This window comes from Micromonospora sp. C28ISP2-4, from assembly GCF_030519385.1.
Taxonomy (GTDB): domain Bacteria; phylum Actinomycetota; class Actinomycetes; order Mycobacteriales; family Micromonosporaceae; genus Micromonospora; species Micromonospora tulbaghiae.
This window is the reverse complement of sequence record NZ_JAUMKG010000006.1, coordinates 1-24,918: the sequence shown is the minus strand read 5'-3', so window position 1 is coordinate 24,918 and position 24,918 is coordinate 1. Positions and strand designations below refer to the sequence as shown.

The following is a 24,918-nucleotide window of genomic DNA, read 5'->3' as shown; positions in this document are numbered from 1 at the left end:
GACCGCGCGTCGCTGACCACCAGCGTTTTACGCGTTGTACGCTCTCCTTGTGCTGAGCGTGAGTACGCGTGGACCGACGCCGGCAAGGCGAGCGCCGCCCGCCACGACGTCTCCGAGCAGGAGGCGATCGAGGCGCTCTACTCACCCCAACGGATCGAGAACCATATCGGGAGCTTGCTGCTTGCCGTGGCTGGTCTGGCGAACTCCGCCCGGGTGATCATGGTGCTCTGCGAGCGGATCGGGAAGGCAACAGCTACGCGATCCTGGCCGTACGGTTGGCCACCCCCGATGAGGTCAAGCAGTGGATGGAGGGAACGCGATGAGCGCTGACCGCGATCCGCGGGCGATGAGCCGTGAGGAGTTGGTGGCGTACTTCGACCGGGGTGGCGACATCTCCGAGCTCCTGCGGGACGCGACCCGGGGACCTGATCTCGGGCCCGCGCCTGCGCCGGAGAACGTGCCGATGGTGGTGACCGGCGTCAGACTTCCCTCGACGATCGTCCGGCGGCTCGACGAACTGGCCGGCAACGACAAGGGCGGGCGTTCCGGTCTGATCCGCAGGGCGATCGACGAATACCTGGCCCGACACGCCGGCGAGGCGGCCTGACCGCCGTCCCACTCCGTGAGCGGGGAGGCTACCCAGCGTCAGTCGGCTCGGCTAGCGTTTCCCTAGCTCCGTAGCCAGCGCGTCGCCGTCGACGCCGATGCGCCTCCGGCCGTCCCCCATCGCCCGCCCGATCGGTTGGTTCTGCAGGGAAGTGCCGTGCGCGCGTTCCCCGGTTGGGCAGGATTCCCCCGAGGAGGTGCCGTCGTGCAGGACACCCGCGCTCTCGCCCTGACGTTCGAGGTGAGCGGCCTGCCCCCGGTCAAGACCGAGGCCCTGTCCATCTTCGCCGCCGGGCACCGGCAGGCGACGAGGGTCCGCACCCTGCTCCAGGCCGCCTGCACCGCGGCCCAGCGCACCGGGTGGACCCCACTGACCGGGCCGGTCGAGGTGGACCTGACCCTGCGCTGTCCGCCCGGGCACCGCACCTCCGACGCCAGCACGCTGCTGGGCGGCGTGTGCGCGGTGCTCCAGGACAAGAAGCGGGTCTCCACCATCGGTCTCGCCCACCTCGGGGTGCTGGTCGACGTCGCGCTCTGGGCCGACGACCGGCAGATCCGCCGGCTGTCGTACGTCGAGGAGCCGGCGGAGGAGTTCTCGTATCTGGTCCGGGTGTCGGCCGTACCGACGATGGTTTGACCGACGTCCGCGGTGGGGTACCGCGGACGCCGATGAAGGGAGTGCCGATGTCGGAGCCACATGTCACGCTCGATCCGAGCGGGCTCGACCCTGTGCAGCAGAAGCTGCGCGGCCCGCTGGAGGATCAGCTGACCTCGGCCCTGCAGGCGGCCGCCGACCGGGTCCGCGCCGGCTACGCGGGCGAGCCGGTGGAGGACGTCTGCCGTCGGTTGCTCGACGAGACCCGCTCCGGCCTGCACCCGGACATCGCGGCCGGGTTCCAGCCGGACATGGACGAGTTCTGCCGGGTGGCGGTGGCGATCGTGCGGGGCGAGCTGACCTGAGCGCGCGCCGGCACAGGATTTGAGCACGCGTACCGATGGCGGGTCCGCCCCGGGCGACGAGAATTCTCCCGTGCGAACTCGAATCATGATCGTTCTTGCCGTGCTCGGGCTGGCCGGGCTGATGGCGACCACCGGTTGTTCCCTGCGGCAGAGCATCTGCGGAAGCGACGAGTACCCGGTGATCGCCGTCGGCAGGCAGGGCGGCAGCGCGTGCGTGCCCGACGGGGAGGAACCGACGCCGCCGTACGTGCGCTACCCGGAGGGCAAGGAGCCGACGCACGTCGACGACGAGTGGGACGTCTACTGGCGCACCCACGGCATCGACGAGAACAACAACATCATCGACCGCTGAGGCCGGCCGCGTCAGCTCCGCCGGACGTCGACCGAGACGACGTGCGTGCCGTCGGGGCGGTCGCCCTCCCCCAGCCGCACCGGCAGCCGGCCGCCCTCGGGCGGTAGCAGGCCGAGCCCGAAGCTGAGGTGTCCCTCGAAGTCGCCGGCCACGGCCCATCCGCGCAGCGTCGGGAAGCGGATCGCCGCCGGCGGCAGGTCCGCCGTCCCGCCGCCGCGGGCGTCGTGCGCCTGGGCCGGATCGAACCGCACCGACAGGTACGCCGTGCCGGGCAGCGTGACCGGCGCACCGCGTCCCTCGGTCACCACCTGGGGCACGTAGGCGACCTCGTAGGACGGGGTGGCTCCGCGGAAGGCGAACGTGATCCGGCTGAACCCCTCCGCCGGGTGGTCGCCGACGTCGACCGCCACCAGGACGGGCAGCGGTTCCCCGGGCGGCGCGGTGACCGGCACCCGTACCCGGTGGGTCACCCGGACCGGCCCGCCGGGCACCGCCCAGCCCCAGGTGACGCGCCAGGATCCGGCGGTCGACGCGGCCTCGGTCGGCACGGGCGGGGTGGGCGTGGCCACCGGCGCCTCGGTCGCGGCCGGCAGCGACGCAGCCGCAGCCGTCGGGGTGGGCGCCGGGGGCGCGCCGTCGTGGCCGGTCGCCGTGCAGGCCGCCGCGAGCAGCACGACCAGGCCGGCGAGCAGCGGTACGCGCTGAGGAGTCATGACTCAGTGTCGCTCCGTGACCGGCCCGCGCACCAGAGTCGTCCCGTCCCCGATTCCGGGGCGCGGTCTCGGCCGTCAGGCGGCCCGCGGATCGAACCGCTGCCCGGTCGCCTCGCGGACGGACACCTGCCCCACCGTGGCCAGTTCGGCCGCGTAGTCGCTCACCAGCGTCGGCAGCCGGTAGTCGCCGTGCCTGTCCCGCTGCGCCAGGTGCGCGTCGACCAGGTCGTCCAAGGCCCGGTGCACCCGCTGCGGGGACACGCCGAGCTGGTCCGCGGCCGTGTGCACAGGTGTGCCCGGCCGTGCGGCGAGCAGTTCGAGCATCCGGCCGGCCAGTTCGTCGTCGGAGCGGACCACCGCCACGCCGGTGGCCAGACTCGCCCGTACCGACAGGTCCTCGTAGGCCAGCAGGTCAAGCCGGCCCCGCCCGTCACCCAGTTCCGCGACGAGGGTGGCCACCGACGCCCCGGACCGCCGGCCCAGCCGGGCGCCGGCGATGCGCAGGGCGAGCACCGAACCACCGCAGATCCGCACCAGGTCGGCGGTGGCGGCCGGCTCGGCGGCCACCCGCTCCGGCCCGGCGAACGTGGCCAGCAGGTCGCGGGCCTGCGCGCCCCCGACCGGGCGCAACGCCACCCGGCGTACGCCGTCCAGGCTGCCGAGGTGCCGCTGAGCGACGGTGATCAGCGCCGGGCCGGGACCGGCGGGCAGCAGCGGACGCACCTGCGCCGCCCGGGTGACCCCGTCGACGACGAGCAGCAGCCGGCGGCCGGCCACCAGCGAGCGGAACCAGCCGGCCCGCTCGTCGGTCTTCTCGGGCACGTCCGCGGCCGGTACGCCGAGCGCGCGCAGCACCCGGGCCAGCACCTCCCCCGCCGTCACCGAGGTCCGGTATCCGAGGTCCACGAAGACCTGCCCGTCGGGGAACAGGTCGGACACGGCGTGCCCGGCGCGTACCGCGAGGGTGGTCTTGCCGCTGCCCGGGGCGCCGGTGACGACCACGGCGGCCGGGGTCTCGGCGGTCACCGCCGCCACCACGTCGGCGGTCTCCGCGGTACGCGCGACGTAGGTGAGCGGGTCCGCCGGCAGCTCCCGCGGCACCACCCAGCCGACGGCGGGACGGAGGTCCGCGACCGGCGTCGAGGCGGTCACGGCAGCGCCTGCGGGCTCGACGTAGGACAGCTCCGGCGCGCGGTCCAGCATCGCCCGGTGCAGCCGGGCCAGTTCCGCGCCGGGTTCGAGGCCGAGCTGCTCGTCGAGGACGGCCCGGGCGTCCCGGTAGACGGTGAGCGCGGCCGGCACGTCCCCGCAGCGGTAGAGGGCGAGCATCAGGTGCTCCCAGGCCCGTTCCCGCAGCGGATGCGCGGCGAGGTGCGCGCGCAGGTCGGCAAGGAGGTGGGCGTGCTCACCGGCGGCCAGCCGCGCCTCGGTCAGCTCCTCGAAGACCTGGAGCCGCTGCTCGTCGAGGGCGGCCCACCGGTTGTCCAGCGCGGTGCCCCGGGGCAGACCGTCGCCGGCCGGGCCCCGCCACCAGGCCAGGGCGGAACTCAGCGTGTCGATCGCGCCGGCGGGATCGGCCGATGCGAGCAGTGACCGCCCCTGCGCCGCCAGCCGCTGGAACTCCGTCACGTCCAGCTCGTGCGGCGCCAGCCGCAACTCGTACGCCTGCGGACGGGCGACCAGCCGGTCGCCCACCGTGCGCCGCAGGCCGGCGGCGTGCGTTCGGAGGTTCGCAGTGGCGGACGTCGGCGGGTGGTCGGACCAGACCATCCGGGCCAACCGGGGCAGGGAGACCGAGTGGTTCGCCTCGGTCGCCAGCCCGGCCAGGACGGCCCGCCTTTTCGCCGCGCCGGGCGTGACGGTCTCGCCGTCGACGCACAGCTCCACTGTGCCCAGAAGCCGAATCTGAAGTTTCATCGCGCCGCTCCCCGTAGACCCTAGACGCGCCGCCCACGCTAAGCGCCCACTTCGCGGCCAACAAGGGTCGAACCGGACAACTAAGCGTGATGAATATCAATATGGTTGGCGGCGTGTCGAGGTAACAGAAATACCGCTGAGGACGCTTCGGGTTGATCACGTCGGGTGATGGGAGGCAGAGGCCGTCCGTTCCGGTCACGGAGGTCTTGAACCCGTCGCGGTACCGGCATCCCCGCAGCGTACATACCGCCCGTCTCGCGCGCCCCAGCACCGCGCACAGGTCGCGCCGACGCGGATCGGGTCACCGGCACAAGTGTGCGTACAGCAGCTCCATGCGTTCTCGGCCATGACGTCGAGCCCTGTCCCGAATGGCGTCCACGCCCTCTCCAGCTATCAGGCCGCCGATGCCTTCGGCCTGGCAACGCTCCTCCACGCCGAGCAGGCGACGACCGGTCCGGGCTTCGATCCTGAAGGCGCTGTTCCGTGCCGCCATCGAGCGCTCCCCCATCGCCGACGCCGGACCCTCGACCAGCATTCGCAATGCCGAGTGGACAACGACCACCGAGTGGAGAGCATGTGCAGCCGGCCCGGACAGTTCCGCGCCGACACGCATCTCGCGCATGCCTTCGAGGCCCTGCCACATTGACGAGCACCGGGAAGGATCATCCAGAACCGGGCTCCACAGCATCTCCAGTGCCTCGTGGTAGCGGTCCAGGTCCTCCCGGCGATCATCTCCGGACGCCGCCCAGAACAACACGCCACCAGCTCGCTCGGCACACGCGGCACCGAAGAACGCGGCCTGTTCCATCGAGGCAATGCTCGAGAAATCGTCAGCGTTCATCGACACCACTCCCACTCGGCCGGCAGCCCGCAGAGGGTGTCACGTCGACTGCCGGGGCTTCGTCGCCGGGAGATACTTAGCTGGCAGGCGCCAGCCTAACTACAACAAGCCAGGTGTCCGGGCTTGGTTCCACGTGAGCCGCACTAACGCAGTAGCGCCCAGGATCAAGGTCGACGCGGAGGAACCCACACGATGCGATCTCGGACCCTGCGAAGGCAGAATCAAAGAGCAGCGGGACACTTTCCACATTCCATATCCCAACTTCTTGCCAGGCTGCTTCACTCAAACCTTGGTCGATCGCAGCGACAACGGCCTCGTCATTGTTGGCAGCGAGCCGGCGAACAAAGAGTTTTTTATCTGGCAGATAGGCCGTCGGGGCGGGATCATCACCGAGAACGAGCCCCTGTGCCGTGCCGACCTCAATTAACCCAGCCTAGACCTCCACATCGGACGCTCGGTCACAGTCTGTGGCGCCGTCCGGTTCATCGTCATCGTTGGCACCCAGCCAAGACTCCAACGCCTGCTCCGGGACAGCAATAAGCGGACCACCGTTCGATGAACCCCACTCCATGTCGATCACCTCCCGCTGACCTCTATCCCGGACTGCTTGGCGAATCATTCTCGCAAGCATCTCGCTGGAAGCTGATTCCTTCGCTATGGCACGGGCTCTGTCGTCATTCGCGATGCCGATGAAAGCCCGGTGCCCGCCCACTCGGGGGCGGGCACCGGGGTCAGGAATAGGAATCACATCGCGGATCGGCGGATGCAGCCCACTAATCCTGAACCTTCCAGGTATAGCTTTCGAACACACGATCGAAGTCCGGAAGGATGTTCAGGATTTCCAATCCCTTCTCGCGCGGCAGGACCAATGCCCGCGGATATTCAACGACACTCCCATCCATCTCGATAAGCACCTCTCCCGGAAGTTCGGCATGCTCCAGGTCGTAGAAGGAGCGATCCTTCAACAGCGTGACAGTCGAATGGTCTTCCCCGACGCTGAGAGTCAGAACCTCGTCTCCGCAGTCGTTCCAGGTAAAGCTGGCCGACGTCTTCCCGAGCGTCTGGTAAACCCTTAGGGCCTCCTCTAGACTCACTTCCCGGCTCTGATATTCGGGCACGAAGGTTTCGATCTTCACGCTCGGTGAATCCTCAGACTGGGACATATCTGCCGACACTCCTCTGGTACACGCCGTGCAGACCTTGCGGTCCGTAGACATGCAGGCTATCCAATCCGAGTTGGTCGGCATATCCCGCCATGCTGTTCCGGCAGAACCGGCAGGGCGCACGGTCGACGAACAGATTGGCCGATCCGCCACGAGTCGTGCCGGCCAGAGCCTGCGAGAAGACGTCACCTTCGGCGTGGTCCTCGAAGGAGGTGGCTGTCATCCTGTTTCCCTTGCCGGGGAAGCCTACGGGTCGTCCGATGTTGCGTCCGTTCTGCCCGTAGAAGCTCTGACCTCCATAGTCAAGGCGGGCGAGGGTGTTCTTCTTGGGCAGCTTGCTCTTCGACACTCCGGCAGCCAGCGCAGCGGCATAGTCGGCGTCCTCCTGCGCGACCGACTTCATTCCTGTCTGCTGACGCAAGTTGGCCAGATCTTCCTGGGCTGCCTTGTTGGGACAGGCATCGTTGTGGGCGAGTACGGGGGTTTCGCCGACCAGGACGTAGTAGGTGTGCTGTCCGTCGACGGTGAAGTTGTGTACTCGCTGGACCTGGGTCTTGTGCCGGATGGCAGAGATCTGGACCCAGGTGCCCGACGACGTCTGGAGCCAGGTGCCGGCCTTGAGCTGGCCGGCGGTGACCCAGACCCCGGAGTCCGGCAGGTAGAACCGGTGACCGTCGGTGGCCACGATGGTGCCGGTCTTGTCGCCGGACTTGCCATCGGTGTCCACGACGATGGTCACGAGCTTCTTGACCCCGCCACCCGGGATCAGATGGGTGACCGGACGGCTCTGCTGGTCGCCCGACTCGACGTCGGGGGCGAGGACCCGGTCCCCGACCTTCACGTCCTCGATCGCCTTGGTCGAGCCGTCGGCCAGCAGCACCCTGGTGCCCGGGACGAAGCTGTTGCACTTCGTCGGTTTGCCCGGGGTATCGGTCTTCGGCTTCGGCGTGTTGGTGGGCAGCGCCTTCGACGCGTCGGTGGTCGCCTCGACGCCCTTCTTGACGTCGTTGGCAGTGTCGATGCCGTCGGCGATCTTCTTGCCGGTCTTGGCCAGCTTCGCCGCCGTCACCGCGTTACCCGCCAGCGGAATCGCCGAGGCCATCGACAGCGCCGCGTCGACGTAGTTGCCCTCGGCCGCGTACCAGATGCCGTTGGCGACGTCGGCTACCTCACCGACCACCGGCACCATCCCGACCACGTCCAGGGTGGCGTGACCGATGTCCGACCACGACATCCCGAACAGGTGCCCGTCCAACTCGATGAAGCTGATCGGGTTCCCGCCGGCGAACGCGTACCGGTTACCGGTGAACGGATCCATCCCCAGCGCCATGTCCGCCATCGCGCCGCCATAGGTGTCCCGCGTCAGGAACCGGTTCAGACCCGGGTCGTAGTTGCGGAACCCCATGTCGTACGTGCCCGAACCCGCATCCCAGCGGGAGGCGTTGAACCGGAACGCGTTGTACGGCTCCGCCCCCTCCGGCTGCGTACCCGGCTTGTCCACACCGGTGAACTGCGACGAGTCGTCCTTGCCGTAGGCGGTGTATCCGTACGTCGCCCGGGTCTTGCCGTCCTCCTTCGTGATGCCGATGACGTCACCACGCGGCCGGTAGATGAACTGCGAGTACTCCCGCCCGCCGTCGTCCTTGTGCTTGATCTGGGTAAGCTGCTGACCCCACGGCGCGTACTGGTACGACTTCGTCGCCTTGCCCGCGACCTCCTCGCGCAGCACCTGGTTGTCCATCCCCAGGTACGTGAACAGGGTGGTCTTGCCGGCCGTCGTCTGCGACACCGTCCGGTCGAACGGGTCGTACACGTAGGTCGTCGACTTGGCGTTGGCGCCGATGCCTGCTGTGGTCTTCGCGGTCCGGTCGAAGCCGTCGTAGTAGTACTTCTGCGCCCGCTGGCCACCGACCGACACCGTGTCGAGGCGTCCCAGCGGGTCGTAGTTGTACGTCGACGTCACACCCGACGCGGTGGTCGAGTGCAGCCGGTTCCGGTCGTACTTGCTGGTGCTGGTCGTTCCCCCGACGGTCTGCGACACCGTGTTGCCGTTGGCGTCGTAGGTGTAGGTCTCCGTCGAGGTGCTGTCACCGGTCTTGTCCAGCTTGGCGATCCGGTCCTGCGGGTCGTAGTTGAAGACGTACGTGTTGTCGATGTAGTCCGACGAGTTGTCGGCGTTCATCAACTTGAGCACGTCCCGCGACGGGTGCCCGTTGGCCTGGTATTCCAGGTTGTGCTCGGCGACGGTCGCCCCGCCGGAGGTCTTCTCCAGCTGGTGCTTGGTGGCGCCGTCGAGGTAGTACTCGAAGTCCACCGTGTTGCCGTTGGGCTTGGTCTGCTTGAGCAGCTGCCCACGGTTGGTGTAGGTGAACGACGAGATCTGCTGGTTACCGGCCGTCGGCGAGTCGGCGTTGGTGACCTTGGCGACCATGTCCCGCGAGTCGTACTCGATCTTCGACCAGGTGAGGTCGTGGGTCGAGGTGAGCGGGTTGCCGTTGTCGTCGTAGGTCAGCGCCGTGGTGTTCTTCGCGCTCGTGTCGTTGAGCCCGGCGAACTCCTTCACCGTGGAGATCTGGTTGAGCTGGTCGTACGCGATGTCGTACCGGCCGATCTTCGCGCCCGGGCTGAGGTCCTTGACCTCGACCATCATCCCGTTCGGGTTGTACCGGTAGGTGAACTCCTTACGCTCGTTGTCGACGTCGGCGGCGTTGTCCCGCACCAGCTTGACCGCGTCGGCGAGCACCTTGCCGGTCGCCTGGTCGGTGACGGTGATCTTCTGGACGCCCTCCTCCTTGAAGGAGTAGCTGCCCAGGCTGATCCAGGCGCCGGTGTTCTGCGTCTGGTTCACCGTCTTGGTGACGCTGCCACCGTCGTGGGTGATGGTGAACTTCGCGTCCGTGGCGGCGCCGGTGACCTGCGGGTGCCGCACGAACACCTCGTACGTGCCGTCACGCGGGATGTTCAGCTGCCAGTTGAACTGTGCCGACCCGGTGCCGGCCGACGCGGTGGAGACGTCGTAGCCCCACTGCCCGGTGGCTGCCCCGTTGCTCCAGGTGCCCTGCGAGGCGGTGTTGTTGGAGTCGGTGTTGTCGACCAGGACCACGTCCTTGCCGACCGGCAGGCCGTCCTCCGACCGTCCCTTCTCGTTGCCGGACTGGTAGTACTGCCAGGTCATCGTCCGCGTGGTCGACCCGCCGGCCGAGCTCAGCGTGTTCTTGGTCTGCTGGCCCAGGTCGTTGTAGTCGTAGGAGTTGACGATGTCCCACGGGTCCTTGGACGTCCTGGTCCACCCGTTGTCGTAGTAGGTGTACTCGGTGTCGTTGCGGACCGTCTGCCCGTCCGACGGGGGCGCGCTGACCTTCGACAGGTTGCCGATGTCGTCGTAGGTGTAGAAGGTCTTGTCGGGCTTGTTGTAACGGCTGTCGTCCTTGTCGTAGGACGACCACTCCTCCTTCTTGCGGTTGAGCGCGTCGTAGACGGTCACCACGGAGAAGTCGTCGGCGTCTTCGGTGGCCGGCGTCGCCACACCGCGTGGCGTGATCAGCTTCGTCTGGTTGCCGACCTGGTCGTACTCGTACTGCGTGGTGCGGTAGGTGATGGTGCCGGTGGCGTCCTTCTTGTGCGGAACCTTCGACTCGACCAACTCGCCGCGCGGGCTGTACTTCGCCAGCGACTCGTTACCCTCGGCGTCCGTGGTGCCGACGGTCAGGCCGTCCTTGTCGTAGCGGGCGGTGGTGAACTTGCCGGCCGCGTCAGTGGTCTTCACGACCCGGTGGTTCAGGTCGTAGTCGTACTTCGTGGTGAAGTCGTCAGCCGCGCTGGCGGTCTTCTTCGCGTCGTACAGGACCGTGACGTTGCCGACGTTGTCGTACTCGGACTTCACCTTCTGGCTGAGGCCGTTGGTGACCTCGATCGGCTGGTAGATCGCGTCGTACTTCGTGGTCGTGGTGTAGTCGCCCACCGTCGAGGTCAGGTTGCCCTGCGGCTCGGTGACGGTGAGGACGTTGCCGACCTTGTCGTACGTCGTGGTGGTCTTGCGCTCCGGGTCGTTCGCCTCGTCCTTCGGAGCGAACGACTCGATGACCTGATCCGCCTTGTCGTAGACGGAGATCGACTCGGCGCCGTTGGCCGCGTACGCCTTCGTGATGTTGTCGTTCAGGTCGTACTCGGGGGCCTTGGTGGTGATGAAGCGGTTGTTGGCCGCGTCCATCGGCTCCACCTTGGTGGTGGGTCGCCCGAAGGTGTCGTAATCCTGCGTGACCTTGGCGTTCTTGCCGTTCTTGACCTCGCGGGTGTTGCCCCGGTCGTCGTAGACGAAGTACGACAGGCCCTTACCGGCGTCCTCGATCTGCCGCGGGTATCCACTGGGGTGGAAATCGAGGTACCTGGTGGTGTTGCCGTTGGCGTCCTTGGCGGCTACGAGCTGGCCCCACTCGTCGTAGGTGTTGACGCTCGTGTAGTCACCGGCGGTCGACGTGGTGTTGCCCACCGGGTCGGTGACAGTCTCGACGTCGCCCTCACCGGTGTAGGTGAAGGTCCACTTCCGCCCCTCCGGGCTGGTCTTGCTGACCATCTCGGCCACATAGCCGTTGAGCGAGCGCTGGTAGGTCAGCACCGTCCCCGGCCAGCCGTTCTTGACCGCCTCGGCATCCTTGATCTCGGTCGGGTAACCGGTCTTGGGGTCGAACGCCCAGGTGGAGACGGCGGTGTTCGCCTCCTCCAGCCGGATGACGTTGTGGTCGTCGTCCCAGCCGGTCTTGGTGACCTCGTTCTTGGCGTTCGTGACCTGGTACGCCCGGCCGTAGCCGTCCAGCAGGTACTGGGTGGCGTGGTTCTCGGCGTCGGTGACCGTGGCGTTGATGTTGTTGCCCTGCGGGCCGTCCGGGTCGACGTAGCCGAACTGGGTCAGGTAGCCGAGCCGGTCGGTGTAGGACTTGGTGGTCCAGTGCAGCTTCGGGTCGTCCCCGGTCTGCGGGTAGTTGTAGACCAGGTTGGTCGCGTTGGCCCGCGGGTCGGTGACCTTGACCAGCTTGACGTTCTTGTTGCCCTGGGTCATGTCGTAGGCGAACTTGAACGTCTTCGGCGCGCCGTTCGTCGAGCCGGCGCCGTCGATCAGCTCTCCGAGCAGGCCCTTGTCCGTGTAGGTGAAGGTGAGCTTGCGCCCGGAGACGTCGGTGATCTGCGAGATGTGGTCGATGATCTTCGGGTTGGTCAGGTTCGTCGCGCCGGAGACCCGCGTCCAGGTGGTGTCGTTGATGTAGTCGTACGTCTGGCCCTTTGCGTAGTAGTCGATGGTCAGGGTGATCCGACCGGTCGGGTCGGTGATGTACCGCAGGAACTTCGTCGGCTTGTTGTTGGACTTGCGCTCCTCGTACGTGAAGAGCATCTCGTTGCCGTTGTTGTCGACGACGCTCGACAGGAAGCCCTCGCAGTCGTAGAAGAACTGCGTCCGGTCCGGCCGGGTGAGCACCCACGCCTTCGGCTCGTCGGTGTTGGGCTTGCAGTCCACGCTGCCGTACTTCTGCAGGTAGAGGTGCACGCCCTTCGGGCTCTTCCACTCGTTGGCCGTCGCGTCCCAGGTGAACCGGTGGCTGGTGCCGTCACCGTCGGTCAGGGTGACCTTGGTGGGGTTCGGGTTGGGGTGGAAGTCCAGCGGGGCGCCCAGACGCATCATCGACGACGCCTGCAGCGACCAGCCGTACCCGGCCACCGTGTCGGTGGTGTCCAGCGAGTTGTAGGACATCCGGACGAACGTCGACAGGCCCCGGGACGGGTTGTTGAACGCGCTGTACGACCAGACCGTGTTGCCGGAGTACAGGTTGTTCATCAGGGTGCCGCCGGCGCCGGTGTTCTTCCCCGCGTACGAGTAGAACTTCTCCAGACCCAGCTGGTCGGAGGTCGGCTCCTCGACCGAGATGTTCTGCGGCAGCGCCGGGATCGACGCGGTCTCCGACAGCTTCTTGCCGGTCAGCTTGTTGCGCAGGTCCCACTGGAGCACGTAGTCGGTGCGCTCGTTGCCGTCGGTGGACGCCGGCGGCGTCTTCACCTGCGCGGACACGTCGACGGTGCCACCGGCCGGGATGCTCTTCGGCAGTGCGGTCCGCAGCTCGTAACTGGCGTCCGCGCCGTCGGTGACCCCGTCGGCCCGCTTCCAGTCGTAGGCCAGCTCCCAGTCGCTCGGGTTCCACGCCGCGTGAGTCGGGTTCGACAGCGTCACCGGCACCGTGTACGTGGAGTTGGAGGTGGCCAGCGTCGGGGTCGAGGCCGCGTAGTACGTCGACTCCGCGGTCTGCTCCAGGTAGGTGACCTCCAGCGTCGGCCGCAGCAGCGGCTCCTGCGCCTCGGACGACAGCAGCACCGCCCGCGCGGTCTGGTTCGCCTCGTCGCGCTGGCGCAGCAGCAGCCCGAAGTTCTTCGTCGGGTCCTTGACCCAGCCGTCGGCCGCGGGCGTCACGTCCCAGGAGGCCCACTTGGGGTCGTTCGTGAACTGGTTGTAGCTCGCCTTCCAGGAGGTGTCGTAGTCACCGCCGGCGGTGGTCCACGCGTTGGTGCCGTCGTAGGTGTTCCACGTCGCGGCGGTCTCGGTGAAGTTCCGGGTCAGCTTGTGGACGTCGACGTACTCGTCGGTGTCGGTGCCCGGGTAGAGCCCGCTGTTGTACAGCCGCAGGTCGGCGTCGACGACCTTGGCGTTGGCCGGGATGCCGGTCAGCGTCGGGAACTTCACCAGTCCACGGGTGTCGCCGTAGTAGGACGAGTTGTTCCCCGGGCTGACGTACGGGTCACCGTCGTAGACGTCCACGTTCTCCGTGGGGCGGGCCTGGGAGAGCGTGGTGTCGGTGGTGCCGGTGCGGTAGATCCGGGTGATCTGGCCCGCCTTCGGCAGGATCGCCGACTGGGTGGGCCCGGCGAGGACCTGCCCGTCGCGGGTCTTCACCGCGATCATGTAGTAGTAGAACTTCCGGGCCAGCGGGTCGGTGTTGTCCGCCGCCGTCGGGATCGCCGTCGTGTCCTGGTAGGTGCGCGTGCTCGTGGACACCGGGGCGATCAGGGTCGCCGCCGACGGGGTGAAGTTCTGGTAGATGCTGCGGTGCACCTGGTACTCCACCGCGTCGTCAGCCGTCGACGACGACGGGTCGACGTACGCCGGCCAGTCCAGCACCGCGCCGGTGGCGGTGAGCGTCGTCGGCGGGCTGACCGCCACGCCCGGCCGGCCGTACGTGACGACAAGCTTCGGCAGGTTGTAGTCGCGGCGGGCGTTGTTGTACGCGTACTCGGACGCCTCGAAGATCGGGCCGCCGCGGCCCTTGGTCGCCTCGTCGACCGCCTTCACCATGAAGCCGTGGTTGGCGGACGTGCCGTTCACCCAGTCCTGCACGACGTTGCGGACCGGGAAGGAGCTCCACACGTTGGAGACCGAGGCCTTCTTGGTGGCCGCCCCCCACTTGGTGAACCGCACCGCGTCGGCGATCACCGACTTGCCGGCCACGTCCCCGAGCACCACCTTGCCGGTGGTGCCGGCCGCGAACGGGTGCACGCCGAGCGTCTTCCACTCCCCGCGCGCGCTGCCGGTCTGGTCGACGGTGTACGTCTTCGACCCGCCGTTGTAGTGCACGGTGTAGGGCGCGTTCGTCGGCCGGTCCGACTCCGAGACGTAGTGGACCTCGACCTGGTAGTTGCCGGCCTCGGTGATGGTCGGCACCCAGGTGTGGGTGTTGCCGGTGGTGGCGTCGCTGTTGAAGCGGTAGTCACCGTTGACGGCCAGCGGCGTCAGCTCGGTGTTGCCCGAGTACGACCAGGTGCCGGACACCGAGGTGCCGGCGTCGCCGTCGTCCTGGGTGACCATGTTGCCGGCCGGCTGGGCGGCCATGTTGGCGTTCATGTTCGCCCAGGTCGCGGTGCTCTCGCTCCACGGCTGGGTGACCTTGCGAGCCTCCATGGCGACGTCGAAGCCCCACGCGTGGTGGGTCTGCGAGTAGTACATCTGCAACTGCGCGTCGTCGATCGGCGTGTTCGGCGCGATCTTGCTGACGTCGAACTTGACCAGCGTGCGGTACGCGTTGGCCGCGTCCGTGCCGACCTTCAACTGGTACGTGTCGTTGAAGTTGGTGGTCGTGGCACCGGAGTAGATGTGCACGTCCTGCGCGTCGGTGGGCACCGGCTGCAACTTGATCGTCGGGTCGATCACCACCGGGTAGACCCGGGCGCGGTCGGTCAGCCAGCCCGCGTCCGCGGTGACGGTGACCGTCGACGTGTCACCCGAGGTGGTCACCTTCTGGGTGACCTTGTCCGACCACACCTTGCCGTGGGGTGAGGACTTGTCGGCCTTGCTGTCGTACATGAACGGCGGCGGCATGACGAACACCGGATCGCCGCCGTCGCGGCCGAGGAACGCGATCGAGCCGTCCGCGCGCTGCTGCGCGGTCAGGCCCGCCGTGTCCAGCGTGAAGGTGTACGACACGGGGCCGGTCGGCGCCTGCCGAAGGACGATCTTCTCCTTCAAGGCGGTGCTCGTCACGTCGTAGACGACGTCGGCTCCGCCGGCCAGCCCCGGGTACGTCACAGTGGAGCCGGACACCTTCGGGCTGACGTTCTTGGCGGCGCCTGCCAGGCCCAGCTCGATCGAACGGCCGTCCCGCTCGAAACGCACCAGCTCGTCCGAGCTGTCGCCGAAGAGGCTGGTGTAGGCGTTCGTCCGGTTGCCCTGCACGTAGCCGGCCTCGTCCACCGGGCGGACGGTGGTGTCGATGGGCTGCCATCTGCCTTTGCCGTCCTTGTAGTGCAGCGGCACGGCGGAGATCTCCGCCTGCAACCGCCCGTCGGACAGCTGATAGATCTTGGCGTTCTCGCTCCGCCGGCCGGCCAACTCCTTCACCCGCTTCTGCGCCGGCCACTTCCGGCCGGCGACGGGCTTCTCGTCGCGGTGGAGCCCGGCGCTGACCACTTCGGGCTTCGCCCCGTGACCACCACCGCCGACCAGGCCGCGCGCGGCGCCGCCGAGCCGGTCCAGCAGTCCGCTGTCGTCGTTCTTCCCGCTCGGCGCGGCCTGCTCCGTTGCGGCGGGGTCGCGGTCCGGTAGGACCGCGGCCCCGCCCAGCGTGGCCACCATGGCCAGCGCCAGGCCCCCGATCAGGGCGCCTCGTGATGGTCTTCTCACCCGTTACCCTCCGGTCAACTCCGGTGACAGGACGGGTGAAGGCTAGGAACGACAGATACACGCCCAGCTATTTGTCAGCTACTTCCCGGCCGGCGTCGGGAGTGCCGACGGGCGGCCCGCGAACAGGCAGAACCCGCCCGACGACGGCGGGCGGGCGCATCGATCGCGGGAGGGCTGTGACGGTAGGCGTGGCCGGCGGCGGCAGGGCCGGACGGGTCAGGACCGGGTCCGCAACTCCCCGGTCCTGACCCCGGCCGTCCGGTTGGGTAGCGGTCTGCGCCGCGGGAGCGCGGCAGGCGTGGCACGACGCCTTCCGCCGGGCTCCGCGCGGCGAGCCGGTCTGCCCGCACTCAGCTCCACGGTGCTCTTACCACCGGACTCCGGTGCGCCCCCGTCTCACCCCGACGAGGCGTGGGCGCCGGCTCAGGTTAGGCGCGTCCGCGCAGGCCGGACAAGCGATGACCGGAGTCTGCGCTTGTGATTGATGTCTATGCGGAATTGCGGCATGTCGGCGTAACGGGGTCAGCCGGTTTCGCGCTGTTCGACTTCGAGACGCGGACTGCGCCCGGCCGGCCGCGGCGGGACGGTCCGGGCCGCTACGGCCCCGGCGACGAGCGCCAGCGCCGCCACGTGCAGCGCCCGTACGCCCGCCGGCGCGGGCACGCCGGCTGCCGGCAGCGCGGGCATCAGCAGCGCACCGAGCCCGGTGACCGCCAGCGCCACCCGCCAGAACACGTTCGGGTTCGCCTCCGGCGCCGGTTCGCGTACGCCGCCGGCCCGCAGCCCGCGGCGGGCCTCCTGCACGGCCAGGACGACCACCAGCAGCCCGCCGGCTAGACCGGCCACCACGTCCACGAGCCGGTACCAGTACACGCCGGTCACGGCGTGGAAGTCGGCGATCCCCAGCAGCCGGGGGAGGCGCTCACTGTCGCTGACCCGGTCCCACGCCACGTGGCTGAACGCGCCGATGAGCGCCGAGCAGACGGTGACCTGCCAGGGGTGGCGGACCCGGGCCAGCGTCGCGTACCAGGGCCAGCCGAACAGCCCCTGCCCGGGCAGGTGCACAGCGATGCCGGCGACCACCCGGCGTACCACCCACGCGTAGACGAGGGCGACCGGCAGGCACCACCAGAGCAGGCCGCCGAGCGTGTGCGTCCGCAGGTCCTGGGCCGCTGCCGTACCGGCGAACAGGTACGCGACATCCGGCGCCACCGCGCCTGTGCACAGCGCCACCCCGTCGAACCAGCCCGGACGCCACAGTTTCAGCGGCAGCACCGGCGCCAGGTGCGACGGGAAGGTCAGCGGCACCTACCGGACGTTACCGGCCCGCTCAGAAGTGCTGGACCAGGTCGGGGAACGCGGCCAGCCGGATCACCCGCTGGTCGGACGGGTCCAGCTCGTCGTGCTCCAGGACCCAGGTGTTCTCGTTCGGGATGAAGACCGCGTTCATCCCGGCGGCCCGCGCGGGCAGGATGTCCGAGCGCGGCGAGTTGCCGATCATCCAGGCGGCGGCCGGGTCGAAGGCGTGCTCGCGGGCCAGCCAGCGGTACGTGTCCGCGTCCTTCTCCGGCACGATGTGCGCGGCGCGGAAGTGGTGCAGCAGCCCGCACGCGTCCAGCTTGCGCTGCTGCTCCTCCCGCTCGCCCTTGGTGAGCAGCAGCAGCTCGTGCCGCCCGGCCAGGTCGTCGAGCGTCTCGGCCACGCCCGGCATCAGCTCGACCTGGTGCCCGACCAGCGCCGCGGCGAGCTGCTCGATCTCGGCGCGCTCCCGCGCGGTGGCCGGACGCTCGCGCAGCTTCTCCAGGCACTCGCCGAGGCTGCGCAGGAAGACCTTGCTGCCGTAGCCGTGCGCGACGGCGTTCGCGCGCTCGATGTCGTCGAGCACCGCGCGGATCCGGGCCCGGTCCAGCGTGGGGTGGTCGAGCCAGGTGAGGAAGTCGTCGATGACGCGCTCGAACAGGACGTTGTTCTCCCAGAGCGTGTCGTCGGCGTCGAAGACCAGCACGGCGGCGTCCCGGCGCGACGGCATCGCGTCCCCCTCCCCCTCGCGGACCTCGCACACCGTACTGCCCGGTCGACGGACGGGCCACGCGGATTATCCGGTCGGCGGCCGGTTACCGGCGGCTACCCGACTGCGGGATCCCTGGTCGGGCGGCATGCTTCGGCCATGACGATCTCACCCGATCACCCACCCGGGCGCCGGGGCCGGCGCCGCGCGGCCGTCGCGGTGGCCGCGACGCTCGCCGTCGCGGGCGCGGCGCTGCCGGGATCCCCGGCGCTCGCGGTAAACGCCGCACACACCACAGTGGTCGGCACGAACCCGGCCGACTGGACGCCGCACGCGCTGGACGGCACCGTCCATCGCATCCTCCAGATCGGCAACCGCGTGTACGTGGCCGGCACGTTCACCAAGGTGCGCAACGCCGGTCAGTCGGCCCAGCTGGCGATGCCCCGCCTGGTGGCCCTCGACGCGACCACCGGCCGGATCGACACGACGTTCCGGCCGCAGGTCAACGGCGCGGTCAAGGCGCTCGCCGCCGCGCCGGACGGCCGCTCGCTCTACATCGGCGGCGCGTTCACCACTGTCAACGGCACGGCGGCGTCCCGGCTGGCCCGGATCGACGCGGCCACCGGCGCCCGGGTCGCCGGTTTCACCACGCCGGCGCTGAACAACCAGGTCAACGACATGCGGCTGGTCGGCAACCGGCTGATCGTCGGCGGCGCGTTCCAGACCGTCGGCGGGGTGACCCGACGCGCCCTGGCGGCGGTGAACGCCACCACGGGGGCGGCCGACGCGTCGGTCAACCTGAACCTGGCCGGGCCGCGCAAGACCACCTCCGGGGCCACCGCGCCGGTGAAGGTGGAGGCGCTCGACGTCTCCGCCGACGGCACCCGACTGGTGTTCGCCGGCAACTTCAGCACGGTGTCGGGGGTGGCCCGGCACCAGCTCGCGGTGGCGAACCTGTCCGGCACGGGCGCCACGCTCTCGGGCTGGGCCACCGACCGCTACCAGCCGCAGTGCGCGCGGTCGATGCCGTCGTACCTGCGCGGGGTGGACATCTCCCCGGACGGCACCTGGTTCGCAGTGGTCACCACCGGCGCGGCGTTCCCGGGCACGCTCTGCGACACCGCGGCACGCTTCGAGTTCGGCACGGCCACCGGCGGCAAGCAGCCGACCTGGGCCAACTACACCGGCGGCGACACGCTGCTGTCGGTGGCGGTCACCGGCGCGGCGGTCTACGTCGGGGGCCACCAGCGCTGGCTGGACAACCCGCAGGGCCGCAACTCGGCCGGTCCGGGCGCGGTGTCCCGGCCGGGCATCGGGGCGATCCACCCGACCACGGGTAAGGCGCTGCCGTGGAACCCGACCAAGGACCGGGGTGTCGGCACCCAGGAGCTGTACGCCACCGACCGGGGCCTGTGGGTCGGCAGCGACACGGTGACGGTGGCCGGCGAGTACCACGCCCGGCTGGCGTTCCTGCCGCTGCCGTGAATGAGTGGGGGCGCGGCGTCTCCGTCGCGCCCCACCTTCGGCGAGGCATCGGCTTCGCGTACGGTCCCCGACGTTTCCGCAATACCGCTATGAGCGCCTTAGGATCAAGGCATTGACCATCATCGCAGTGTTAGCGTATAAAGGATCGCATATCTGACGGGGACTAACGGAGGAGCCGCTCAATGCGATCCACCCCTTCTCGACTCATTGTTGCCCTGGCTTCGACGACGGCCGCAATTCTTGCCTTCCCCGCGTCGGCCCAGGCCGCCCCCGGTTGGCAGTCCTACACCTACACGTCCAAATGGCACTGCTCCCAGGCCAGCTCAGACACCTCGATCGCCGCGATCAGTGTCTGCGTGGTCGTGAATGGCCAGGCGACCCAGGCCGTCGTCACGGTGACCAACAAGAGGTCGAGCACGATCCAAATCGAGGCGCCGACGCTGACCCTGTACTCCGTCGGCCAGCCGCTCTCCACCGTCTCCTGCAACTTCAGCTACCTCACCGCCAACCAGACGACGGCTTGTTTCGGCCCCACCTTCCAACGCACGTGCAGCCAGAATGCACAGTCCTGGGCAAAGGTGAACTACAGCCTGCCGGACGCCGCCATATGGAAGGTCGCCAGCGGTTGGTCGCCGACCTGGAATATGTGCACAGTAGCCAGGTCCCGCTGAAAATCGAGCGTTGAGTTCATCGGCGGCCCGCTCGAATGGAGCGGGCCGCCCGCCATTTTCGTGGATTCTGCGCCGCGCCGATATCGAGCAGCCTCGTCGTCAGCGGCGCAGGGTGAGGATCAGGTCGGCGACCAGCGCGGTCCAGCCGGTCTGGTGCCAGGCGCCCAGGCCGGCGCCGTTGTCGCCGTGGAAGTACTCCGGGAAGCAGATCAGGTCGCGCCAGTCCGGGTGGGTCTGGAACAGCTGCGCGGCCCCGTAGATCGGCCGCCGCCCCCAGCCGTCGCGGGTGAACAGCGAGATCAGCCGCGCGGACAGGTCGTCGGCGATCTCGTCGAGCGTGCGCTTGACCCCGGACCGGGTCGGGTACTCGACCTGGAGGTCGTCGCCGAAGAACGCGGCGTAGTCGCGCAGCGCGCTGATCAGCAAGAAGTTCGTCGGCATCCAGATCGGGCCGCGCCAGTTGGAGTTGCCGCCGAATAGGCCGCTGGTCGACTCGGCCGGCTCGTAGCCGACGCTGAACTCCTGCCCGCCGAGCGTGACAGTGAACGGCTTGTCCAGGTGGGCCCGGGACAGCGTGCGCAGCCCGTACTCGGAGAGGAACTCGTCGGTGTCGAGCATCCGGGCCAGCAGCCGTACCACCTGCTCCGGGGCGACCATCGACAGCAGCCGCTGCTGGCGGCCGTCCGGGCCGATCCGGCGGGCGCCGATCACCTCCGCGTACTCGGGCCGGTTGGTGAGGAACCAGCGCAGCCGCGCGCCCAGTTCGGGCAGGCGGCGCATGGTCCGGGCGGTCAGCCGGGTGACGGCTGCGAGCGGCAGCAGCCCGACCACCGAACGGACCTTCAGCGGCACCTTCGTGCCGTCGGCCAGGCGCAGCACGTCGTAGAAGAACGCGTCCTCGGCGTCCCAGAGTCCCTGGTGGTACGCCGCCGCGGCGATGTACGCGAAGTGCTCGAAGAACTTGGTGGCGGTGTCCACGTACGCGCGGTCGTGCTCGGCCAGCACGATCGCCATGTCGAGCAGATTGAGCGCGTACATGGCCATCCAGCCGGTGCCGTCGGACTGCTCCAGCGTCCCGGCGACCGGCAGCGCGGCCGAGCGGTCGAACGGGCCGACGTTGTCCAGCCCGAGGAAGCCGCCCTCGAAGACGTTGTTGCCGCCGGTGTCCTTGCGGTTGACCCACCAGGTGAAGTTCAGCAGCAGCTTGTGCATGACCCGGGCGAGGAACTCGTGGTCGCGGGAGCCGTCGATCTCGAAGACCTTCAGCGCCGCCCAGGCGTGCACCGGCGGGTTCACGTCGCCGAACGCCCACTCGTACGCCGGGATCTGCCCGTTGGGGTGCAGGTACCACTCGCGCAGCAGCAGCAGGATCTGCTCCTTGGCGAAGCCCGGGTCGACCCGGGCGATGGTGACGCAGTGGAAGGCCAGGTCCCAGGCCGCGTACCAGGGGTATTCCCACGGGTCCGGCATGGAGATCACGTCGAAGCTGTTCATGTGCCACCAGGCGCTGTTGCGCCCGTGCCGGCGGCCGGCCGGCGGCGGCGCGGAGCCGGGGTCGCCGGCCAGCCAGCGCTCCACGTCGAAGTGGTAGAACTGCTTGCCCCACATCAGCCCCGCGATGGCCTGGCGCGCGACCAGGGCCTCGTCGGCGGTGGCGGCGGGCGGGATGACGCTGTCGAAGAACCGGTTCGCCTCGGCCCGGCGCGCCCAGAGCACCGTGTCGAACCCGTCGCCCAGGTCGGCCGGGGCCGGCGGCGCGGCGGCCGGTGGCGGCGCGGTACGGGTCAGCCGCAGCCGGATCTGCCGCTGCTCACCGGCCGGCACGTCCAGCACGTAGTGCAGCGCGCCCTTGGTGCCGGTGCGGTCCGGGTTGACTGTGGCCGCGCCGGCCACGACGTGGTCGTTGATGCCGTCCTTCGGGTACGCGGACCGCCCGGGCAGCCCCCACAGCCGCTCGGCGTTCGTCTCGTTGTCGCACAGCAGCGGCACCGGGTCGCCGTCGCCGGACAGCAGCAGCTGGCCGAGCACCCAGTGCTCACCGACGAGCCGGGCGCCGGCCCGCTCCCCGGCCGCCTCGCCGGTCAGCTTCGGCATCCGGTCGGTGCCGGGCAGCCCCCAGGCCCAGGTGTTGCGGAACCAGAGCGTGGGCAGCACGTGCAGCGTCGCGTCCTCGTCGCCCCGGTTCGCCACGGTGACCAGCACGCACATGTCCGTCGGGGACGCCTTGGCGTAGTCGACAGTCACCGCCCAGTACCTGTCGTCGTCGAAGACGCCGGTGTCGACCAGCTCGTACTCGGTGTCGTCCCGGCCGCGCAGCGCGTTCACAGCGACCAGCTCGTCGTACGGGAAGGCGGCCTGCGGGTAGTGGTAGCGCCAGCGCATGAAGGAGTGCGTCGGGGTGCTGTCGAGGTACCACCAGTACTCCTTGACGTCCTCCCCGTGGTTGCCGCCGTCGCCGCCGAGGCCGAACATCCGCTCCTTGAGGATCGGGTCGCGCCCGTTCCACAGCGCGAGCGCGAAACAGAACGTCTGCCGGTCGTCGCAGACGCCCGCCATGCCGTCCTCGTTCCACCGGTACGCTCGGGACCGCGCGTGGTCGTGGGGGAAGTAGTCCCACGCCGTGCCGTGTTCGCTGTAGTCCTCCCGTACCGTCCCCCACGCCCGCTCGGACAGATAGGGGCCCCATGCGCGCCAGTCCTGCTCCCCGGCGTCGGCCTGGGCGAGCCGGTGCCGCTCGGGGTCGGGGGACGCGGAGGTCGACCGGTCGGTGATCACTGGCACATCTTCGACGCCGCCGGGGTACTTCTCCACAGCGGCCATTGTCGCCGTGGCATGTCACACCTCGCTGCCGGTGGAGGAAAGTTGATCGACATCCGTTTCGGGCCGCGGGTCTGCGGCGAGCTGTCCGCCGCCGCCGCGCGGGAATGGCTGGTCACGGACGGGCGCGGCGGGTACGCCATGGGCACCGTAGCCGGGCTGCGCACCCGCCGGTACCACGGGCTGCTCGTGGTGGCCGGTGACACGCCGGCGTCCCGCAAGGTGGGACTCGTGAGCCTCGACCCGGCGGTGACGCTGCCGTCCGGGCGGCAGGTCCGCCTCGGCGCGCACGAGTGGTCCTCCGGCGTGGTCGACCCGCGCGGCTTCGAGCTGCTGGAGCACTTCGACCTGGCCGACGGGGTGCCACGCTGGCGGTGGCGCATCGGCGACGTGGTGATCGAACGTGAGATCGCCATGACGTACGGCCGCTCCTGCGTCGCGGTGGTGCACCGGCTGGTCTCCGGCGGCCCGGTGCGGCTGGACCTGGCGGCGGCCTGCACCTGGCGCGACGCGCACGGCGAGCGGCGGGCCGACGGCCCGGCGCCCCGGCTGGAACCGGCGGCCGGCGGCGCGGTGGTCGACGGCGCGTACCGCCTGGCCGGGCCGGACTGGACGCCGGAGGGGCAGTGGTGGCACGGCGTCCGCCACCGGACCGAGGCCGAGCGCGGCCTGCACCCGGACGAGGACCTCTGGTACGCGGGCCGGTTCACCGGCGCGCTCGACGAGCCGGGCGCGACCGTGTCGGTGCTGGCCTGGGCGGACGACCTGGCCGAGGAGCCGCCGCCGGCCACCGCCGTGGTCGAGGCGGCCCGGCGGCGCAGCCGCGCGGTGGTAGCGGCGGCGAAACCGGGCGACGCGGTCGAGGCGACGCTCGCGCTGGCCGCCGACGCGTTCGTGGTACGCACCTCCACCGGCCCGGACGTGGTCGCCGGCTACCCCTGGTTCGGGGCCTGGTCGCGGGACACGATGATCTCCTACGAGGGCCTGTTCCTGTGCACGAACCGGGCCGACGAGGGCCGGGACCTGCTGCGGGCGTACGCGGCCACCCTGAGCGAGGGCATGCTGGCGAACACCGCCGACACCGGCCGGGTCGAGTACAACACCGTCGACGCGACGCTGTGGTTCCTGCACGCGGTGCACCGGCACGTCACAGTCACCGGCGACACCGACCTGGGCGACGAGCTGCTGCCCGCGCTGCACGGCGTGGTCGAGGCGCACGTGGCGGGCACCCGGTACGGCATCGGCGTCGACCCGGCCGACGGGCTGCTGGCCCAGGGCGGCCCGCCGGACGTGGCGCTCACCTGGATGGACGCCCGGGTGTACGGGGTGCCGGTGACCCCGCGTACCGGCAAGCCGGTCGAGGTCAACGCGCTGTGGATCAACGGGCTGGCCGGGCTCGCCGAACTGACAGAGCTGGCCGGACGCGACGCCGCCGCGCTGCACGCCCTGCACCGCCGGGCCACCGCCGCGTTCCGGGAGCGCTTCCCCGCCCCGGCCGGCTGGCTGCACGACGTGGTGGACGCCCCGGCGCCCGCGTACCCGCTCGGCGGGGCCGCGCACCACGACGACGACCTGCTGCGCCCCAACCAGCTGCTCGCCTGGTCCCTGCCGAACGCGCCGCTGGAGCCGGACGAGGCCGCGCTGCGCCGGATCACCGAGGCGCTGTTCACCCCGCTCGGCCCACGCAGCCTCGCCCCGGACTCCCCCGGCTTCACCGGTCGGCACCGGGGCGGACCCGCCGAGCGGGACTCCGCGTACCACCAGGGCACCGTCTGGCCGTGGCTGACCGGGCCGCTGCTGGACGCGTACCGCCGGGCCGGGCTGCCCACCGACGACCTGCTGGTGGGGCTGGTGGGTCACCTCGCCGAGGACGGCCTGGGCTCGGTGAGCGAGACCGCCGACGGCGCGGCGCCGCACGCGGCCACCGGATGCCCGTTCCAGGCATGGTCGGTGGCCGAAGTGCTGCGCGCGCGGCGGATGCGCCGGTAACGCGTTACAGACCGGCAACCGGCGTGTCGCCGCCGGTTATCGACCCCTCGGCAGGATGGGTGGCGACCCCACCGGACAGCGCGGCGACGCCGCCTGAGGTGGGGACGTCACAACTCAAAGGGGGCCGCGTGTCAGCTGACGCCGAAGTGATCGACATCCAGCCCGCCCGGCGCCTGCGGGTGCTGCTGCTCTCCTGGGAGTACCCGCCGGTGCTCGTCGGCGGCCTCGGCCGCCACGTCCAT

The 24,918-nt window shown here is 69.7% G+C and carries 15 protein-coding genes and 1 pseudogene; 7 read left to right on the top strand and 9 right to left on the bottom strand.

Annotated elements, in window-relative coordinates; all coding sequences use genetic code 11:
- Positions 1 to 319 precede the first annotated feature (319 nt).
- The 4 genes from Q3W68_RS21575 to Q3W68_RS21560 all read left to right on the top strand — a co-directional run bounded on the left by Q3W68_RS21575 (position 320) and on the right by Q3W68_RS21560 (position 1,918).
- Entirely contained in the window at positions 320 to 607 is a 288-nt protein-coding gene (locus tag Q3W68_RS21575; protein WP_302907178.1) for a ribbon-helix-helix protein, CopG family, read from the top strand.
- A 204-nt stretch (positions 608 to 811) separates the two neighbouring features.
- A complete protein-coding gene (locus Q3W68_RS21570; RefSeq protein WP_018787930.1) occupies positions 812 to 1,243 on the top strand; it encodes a hypothetical protein in 432 nt (143 codons plus the stop codon).
- Positions 1,244 to 1,290: 47 nt separating this feature from the next.
- Complete coding sequence (locus tag Q3W68_RS21565) at positions 1,291 to 1,566, top strand: hypothetical protein (RefSeq protein ID WP_013287312.1); 276 nt, start codon at positions 1,291 to 1,293, stop codon at positions 1,564 to 1,566.
- A 70-nt stretch (positions 1,567 to 1,636) separates the two neighbouring features.
- Positions 1,637 to 1,918 (top strand): SCO0607 family lipoprotein, encoded by a 282-nt coding sequence (locus tag Q3W68_RS21560; protein ID WP_302907177.1) that lies wholly within the window; start codon positions 1,637 to 1,639, stop codon positions 1,916 to 1,918.
- An 11-nt stretch (positions 1,919 to 1,929) separates the two neighbouring features.
- Here Q3W68_RS21560 and Q3W68_RS21555 read toward each other — a convergent pair whose 3' ends face one another.
- The 8 genes and pseudogenes from Q3W68_RS21555 to Q3W68_RS21525 all read right to left on the bottom strand — a co-directional run bounded on the left by Q3W68_RS21555 (position 1,930) and on the right by Q3W68_RS21525 (position 17,735).
- On the bottom strand, positions 1,930 to 2,631 hold the full coding sequence (locus Q3W68_RS21555; protein WP_302907176.1) for a hypothetical protein: 702 nt from the start codon (positions 2,629 to 2,631) through the stop codon (positions 1,930 to 1,932).
- Positions 2,632 to 2,706: 75 nt separating this feature from the next.
- On the bottom strand, positions 2,707 to 4,548 hold the full coding sequence (locus Q3W68_RS21550; protein WP_302907175.1) for an AfsR/SARP family transcriptional regulator: 1,842 nt from the start codon (positions 4,546 to 4,548) through the stop codon (positions 2,707 to 2,709).
- 301 nt (positions 4,549 to 4,849) lie between these two features.
- A complete protein-coding gene (locus tag Q3W68_RS21545) occupies positions 4,850 to 5,389 on the bottom strand; it encodes a hypothetical protein (protein ID WP_302907174.1) in 540 nt (179 codons plus the stop codon).
- 76 nt (positions 5,390 to 5,465) lie between these two features.
- Positions 5,466 to 5,960: pseudogene (locus tag Q3W68_RS28360) on the bottom strand (Imm21 family immunity protein).
- 202 nt (positions 5,961 to 6,162) lie between these two features.
- Positions 6,163 to 6,525: a hypothetical protein gene (locus tag Q3W68_RS21540; RefSeq protein ID WP_302907173.1), complete on the bottom strand. Its 363-nt coding sequence runs from the start codon at positions 6,523 to 6,525 to the stop codon at positions 6,163 to 6,165.
- Positions 6,526 to 6,538: 13 nt separating this feature from the next.
- Entirely contained in the window at positions 6,539 to 15,706 is a 9,168-nt protein-coding gene (locus Q3W68_RS21535) for a DNRLRE domain-containing protein (RefSeq protein WP_302907172.1), read from the bottom strand.
- Positions 15,707 to 16,228: 522 nt separating this feature from the next.
- Positions 16,229 to 17,014 (bottom strand): DUF4184 family protein, encoded by a 786-nt coding sequence (locus Q3W68_RS21530; protein WP_302907171.1) that lies wholly within the window; start codon positions 17,012 to 17,014, stop codon positions 16,229 to 16,231.
- 22 nt (positions 17,015 to 17,036) lie between these two features.
- Positions 17,037 to 17,735, bottom strand: a complete 699-nt coding sequence (locus Q3W68_RS21525) for an HAD family hydrolase (RefSeq protein ID WP_302907170.1) — start codon at positions 17,733 to 17,735, stop codon at positions 17,037 to 17,039.
- Positions 17,736 to 17,873: 138 nt separating this feature from the next.
- Here Q3W68_RS21525 and Q3W68_RS21520 point away from each other — a divergent pair, with 138 nt between their 5' ends.
- Both Q3W68_RS21520 and Q3W68_RS21515 read left to right on the top strand, forming a co-directional pair.
- Complete coding sequence (locus Q3W68_RS21520; protein WP_302907169.1) at positions 17,874 to 19,199, top strand: hypothetical protein; 1,326 nt, start codon at positions 17,874 to 17,876, stop codon at positions 19,197 to 19,199.
- 182 nt (positions 19,200 to 19,381) lie between these two features.
- Entirely contained in the window at positions 19,382 to 19,870 is a 489-nt protein-coding gene (locus Q3W68_RS21515; protein WP_302907168.1) for a hypothetical protein, read from the top strand.
- A gap of 99 nt (positions 19,871 to 19,969) precedes the next feature.
- Here Q3W68_RS21515 and Q3W68_RS21510 read toward each other — a convergent pair whose 3' ends face one another.
- Positions 19,970 to 22,690 (bottom strand): glucosidase, encoded by a 2,721-nt coding sequence (locus tag Q3W68_RS21510; protein ID WP_302907167.1) that lies wholly within the window; start codon positions 22,688 to 22,690, stop codon positions 19,970 to 19,972.
- 42 nt (positions 22,691 to 22,732) lie between these two features.
- Between Q3W68_RS21510 and Q3W68_RS21505 the strand changes: the two genes are divergently transcribed.
- Complete coding sequence (locus tag Q3W68_RS21505; RefSeq protein ID WP_302907166.1) at positions 22,733 to 24,676, top strand: amylo-alpha-1,6-glucosidase; 1,944 nt, start codon at positions 22,733 to 22,735, stop codon at positions 24,674 to 24,676.
- The last annotated feature ends 242 nt before the right edge of the window (positions 24,677 to 24,918 follow it).

Coding starts and splice junctions, on each gene's coding strand:
- Q3W68_RS21575 (WP_302907178.1), top strand. CDS start 320: ATGAGCGCTGACCGCGATCCGCGGGCGATGAGCCGTGAGGAGTTGGTG.
- Q3W68_RS21565 (WP_013287312.1), top strand. CDS start 1,291: ATGTCGGAGCCACATGTCACGCTCGATCCGAGCGGGCTCGACCCTGTG.
- Q3W68_RS21555 (WP_302907176.1), bottom strand. CDS start 2,631: ATGACTCCTCAGCGCGTACCGCTGCTCGCCGGCCTGGTCGTGCTGCTC.
- Q3W68_RS21550 (WP_302907175.1), bottom strand. CDS start 4,548: ATGAAACTTCAGATTCGGCTTCTGGGCACAGTGGAGCTGTGCGTCGAC.
- Q3W68_RS21545 (WP_302907174.1), bottom strand. CDS start 5,389: ATGAACGCTGACGATTTCTCGAGCATTGCCTCGATGGAACAGGCCGCG.
- Q3W68_RS21525 (WP_302907170.1), bottom strand. CDS start 17,735: ATGCCGTCGCGCCGGGACGCCGCCGTGCTGGTCTTCGACGCCGACGAC.
- Q3W68_RS21520 (WP_302907169.1), top strand. CDS start 17,874: ATGACGATCTCACCCGATCACCCACCCGGGCGCCGGGGCCGGCGCCGC.
- Q3W68_RS21515 (WP_302907168.1), top strand. CDS start 19,382: ATGCGATCCACCCCTTCTCGACTCATTGTTGCCCTGGCTTCGACGACG.
- Q3W68_RS21510 (WP_302907167.1), bottom strand. CDS start 22,690: ATGGCCGCTGTGGAGAAGTACCCCGGCGGCGTCGAAGATGTGCCAGTG.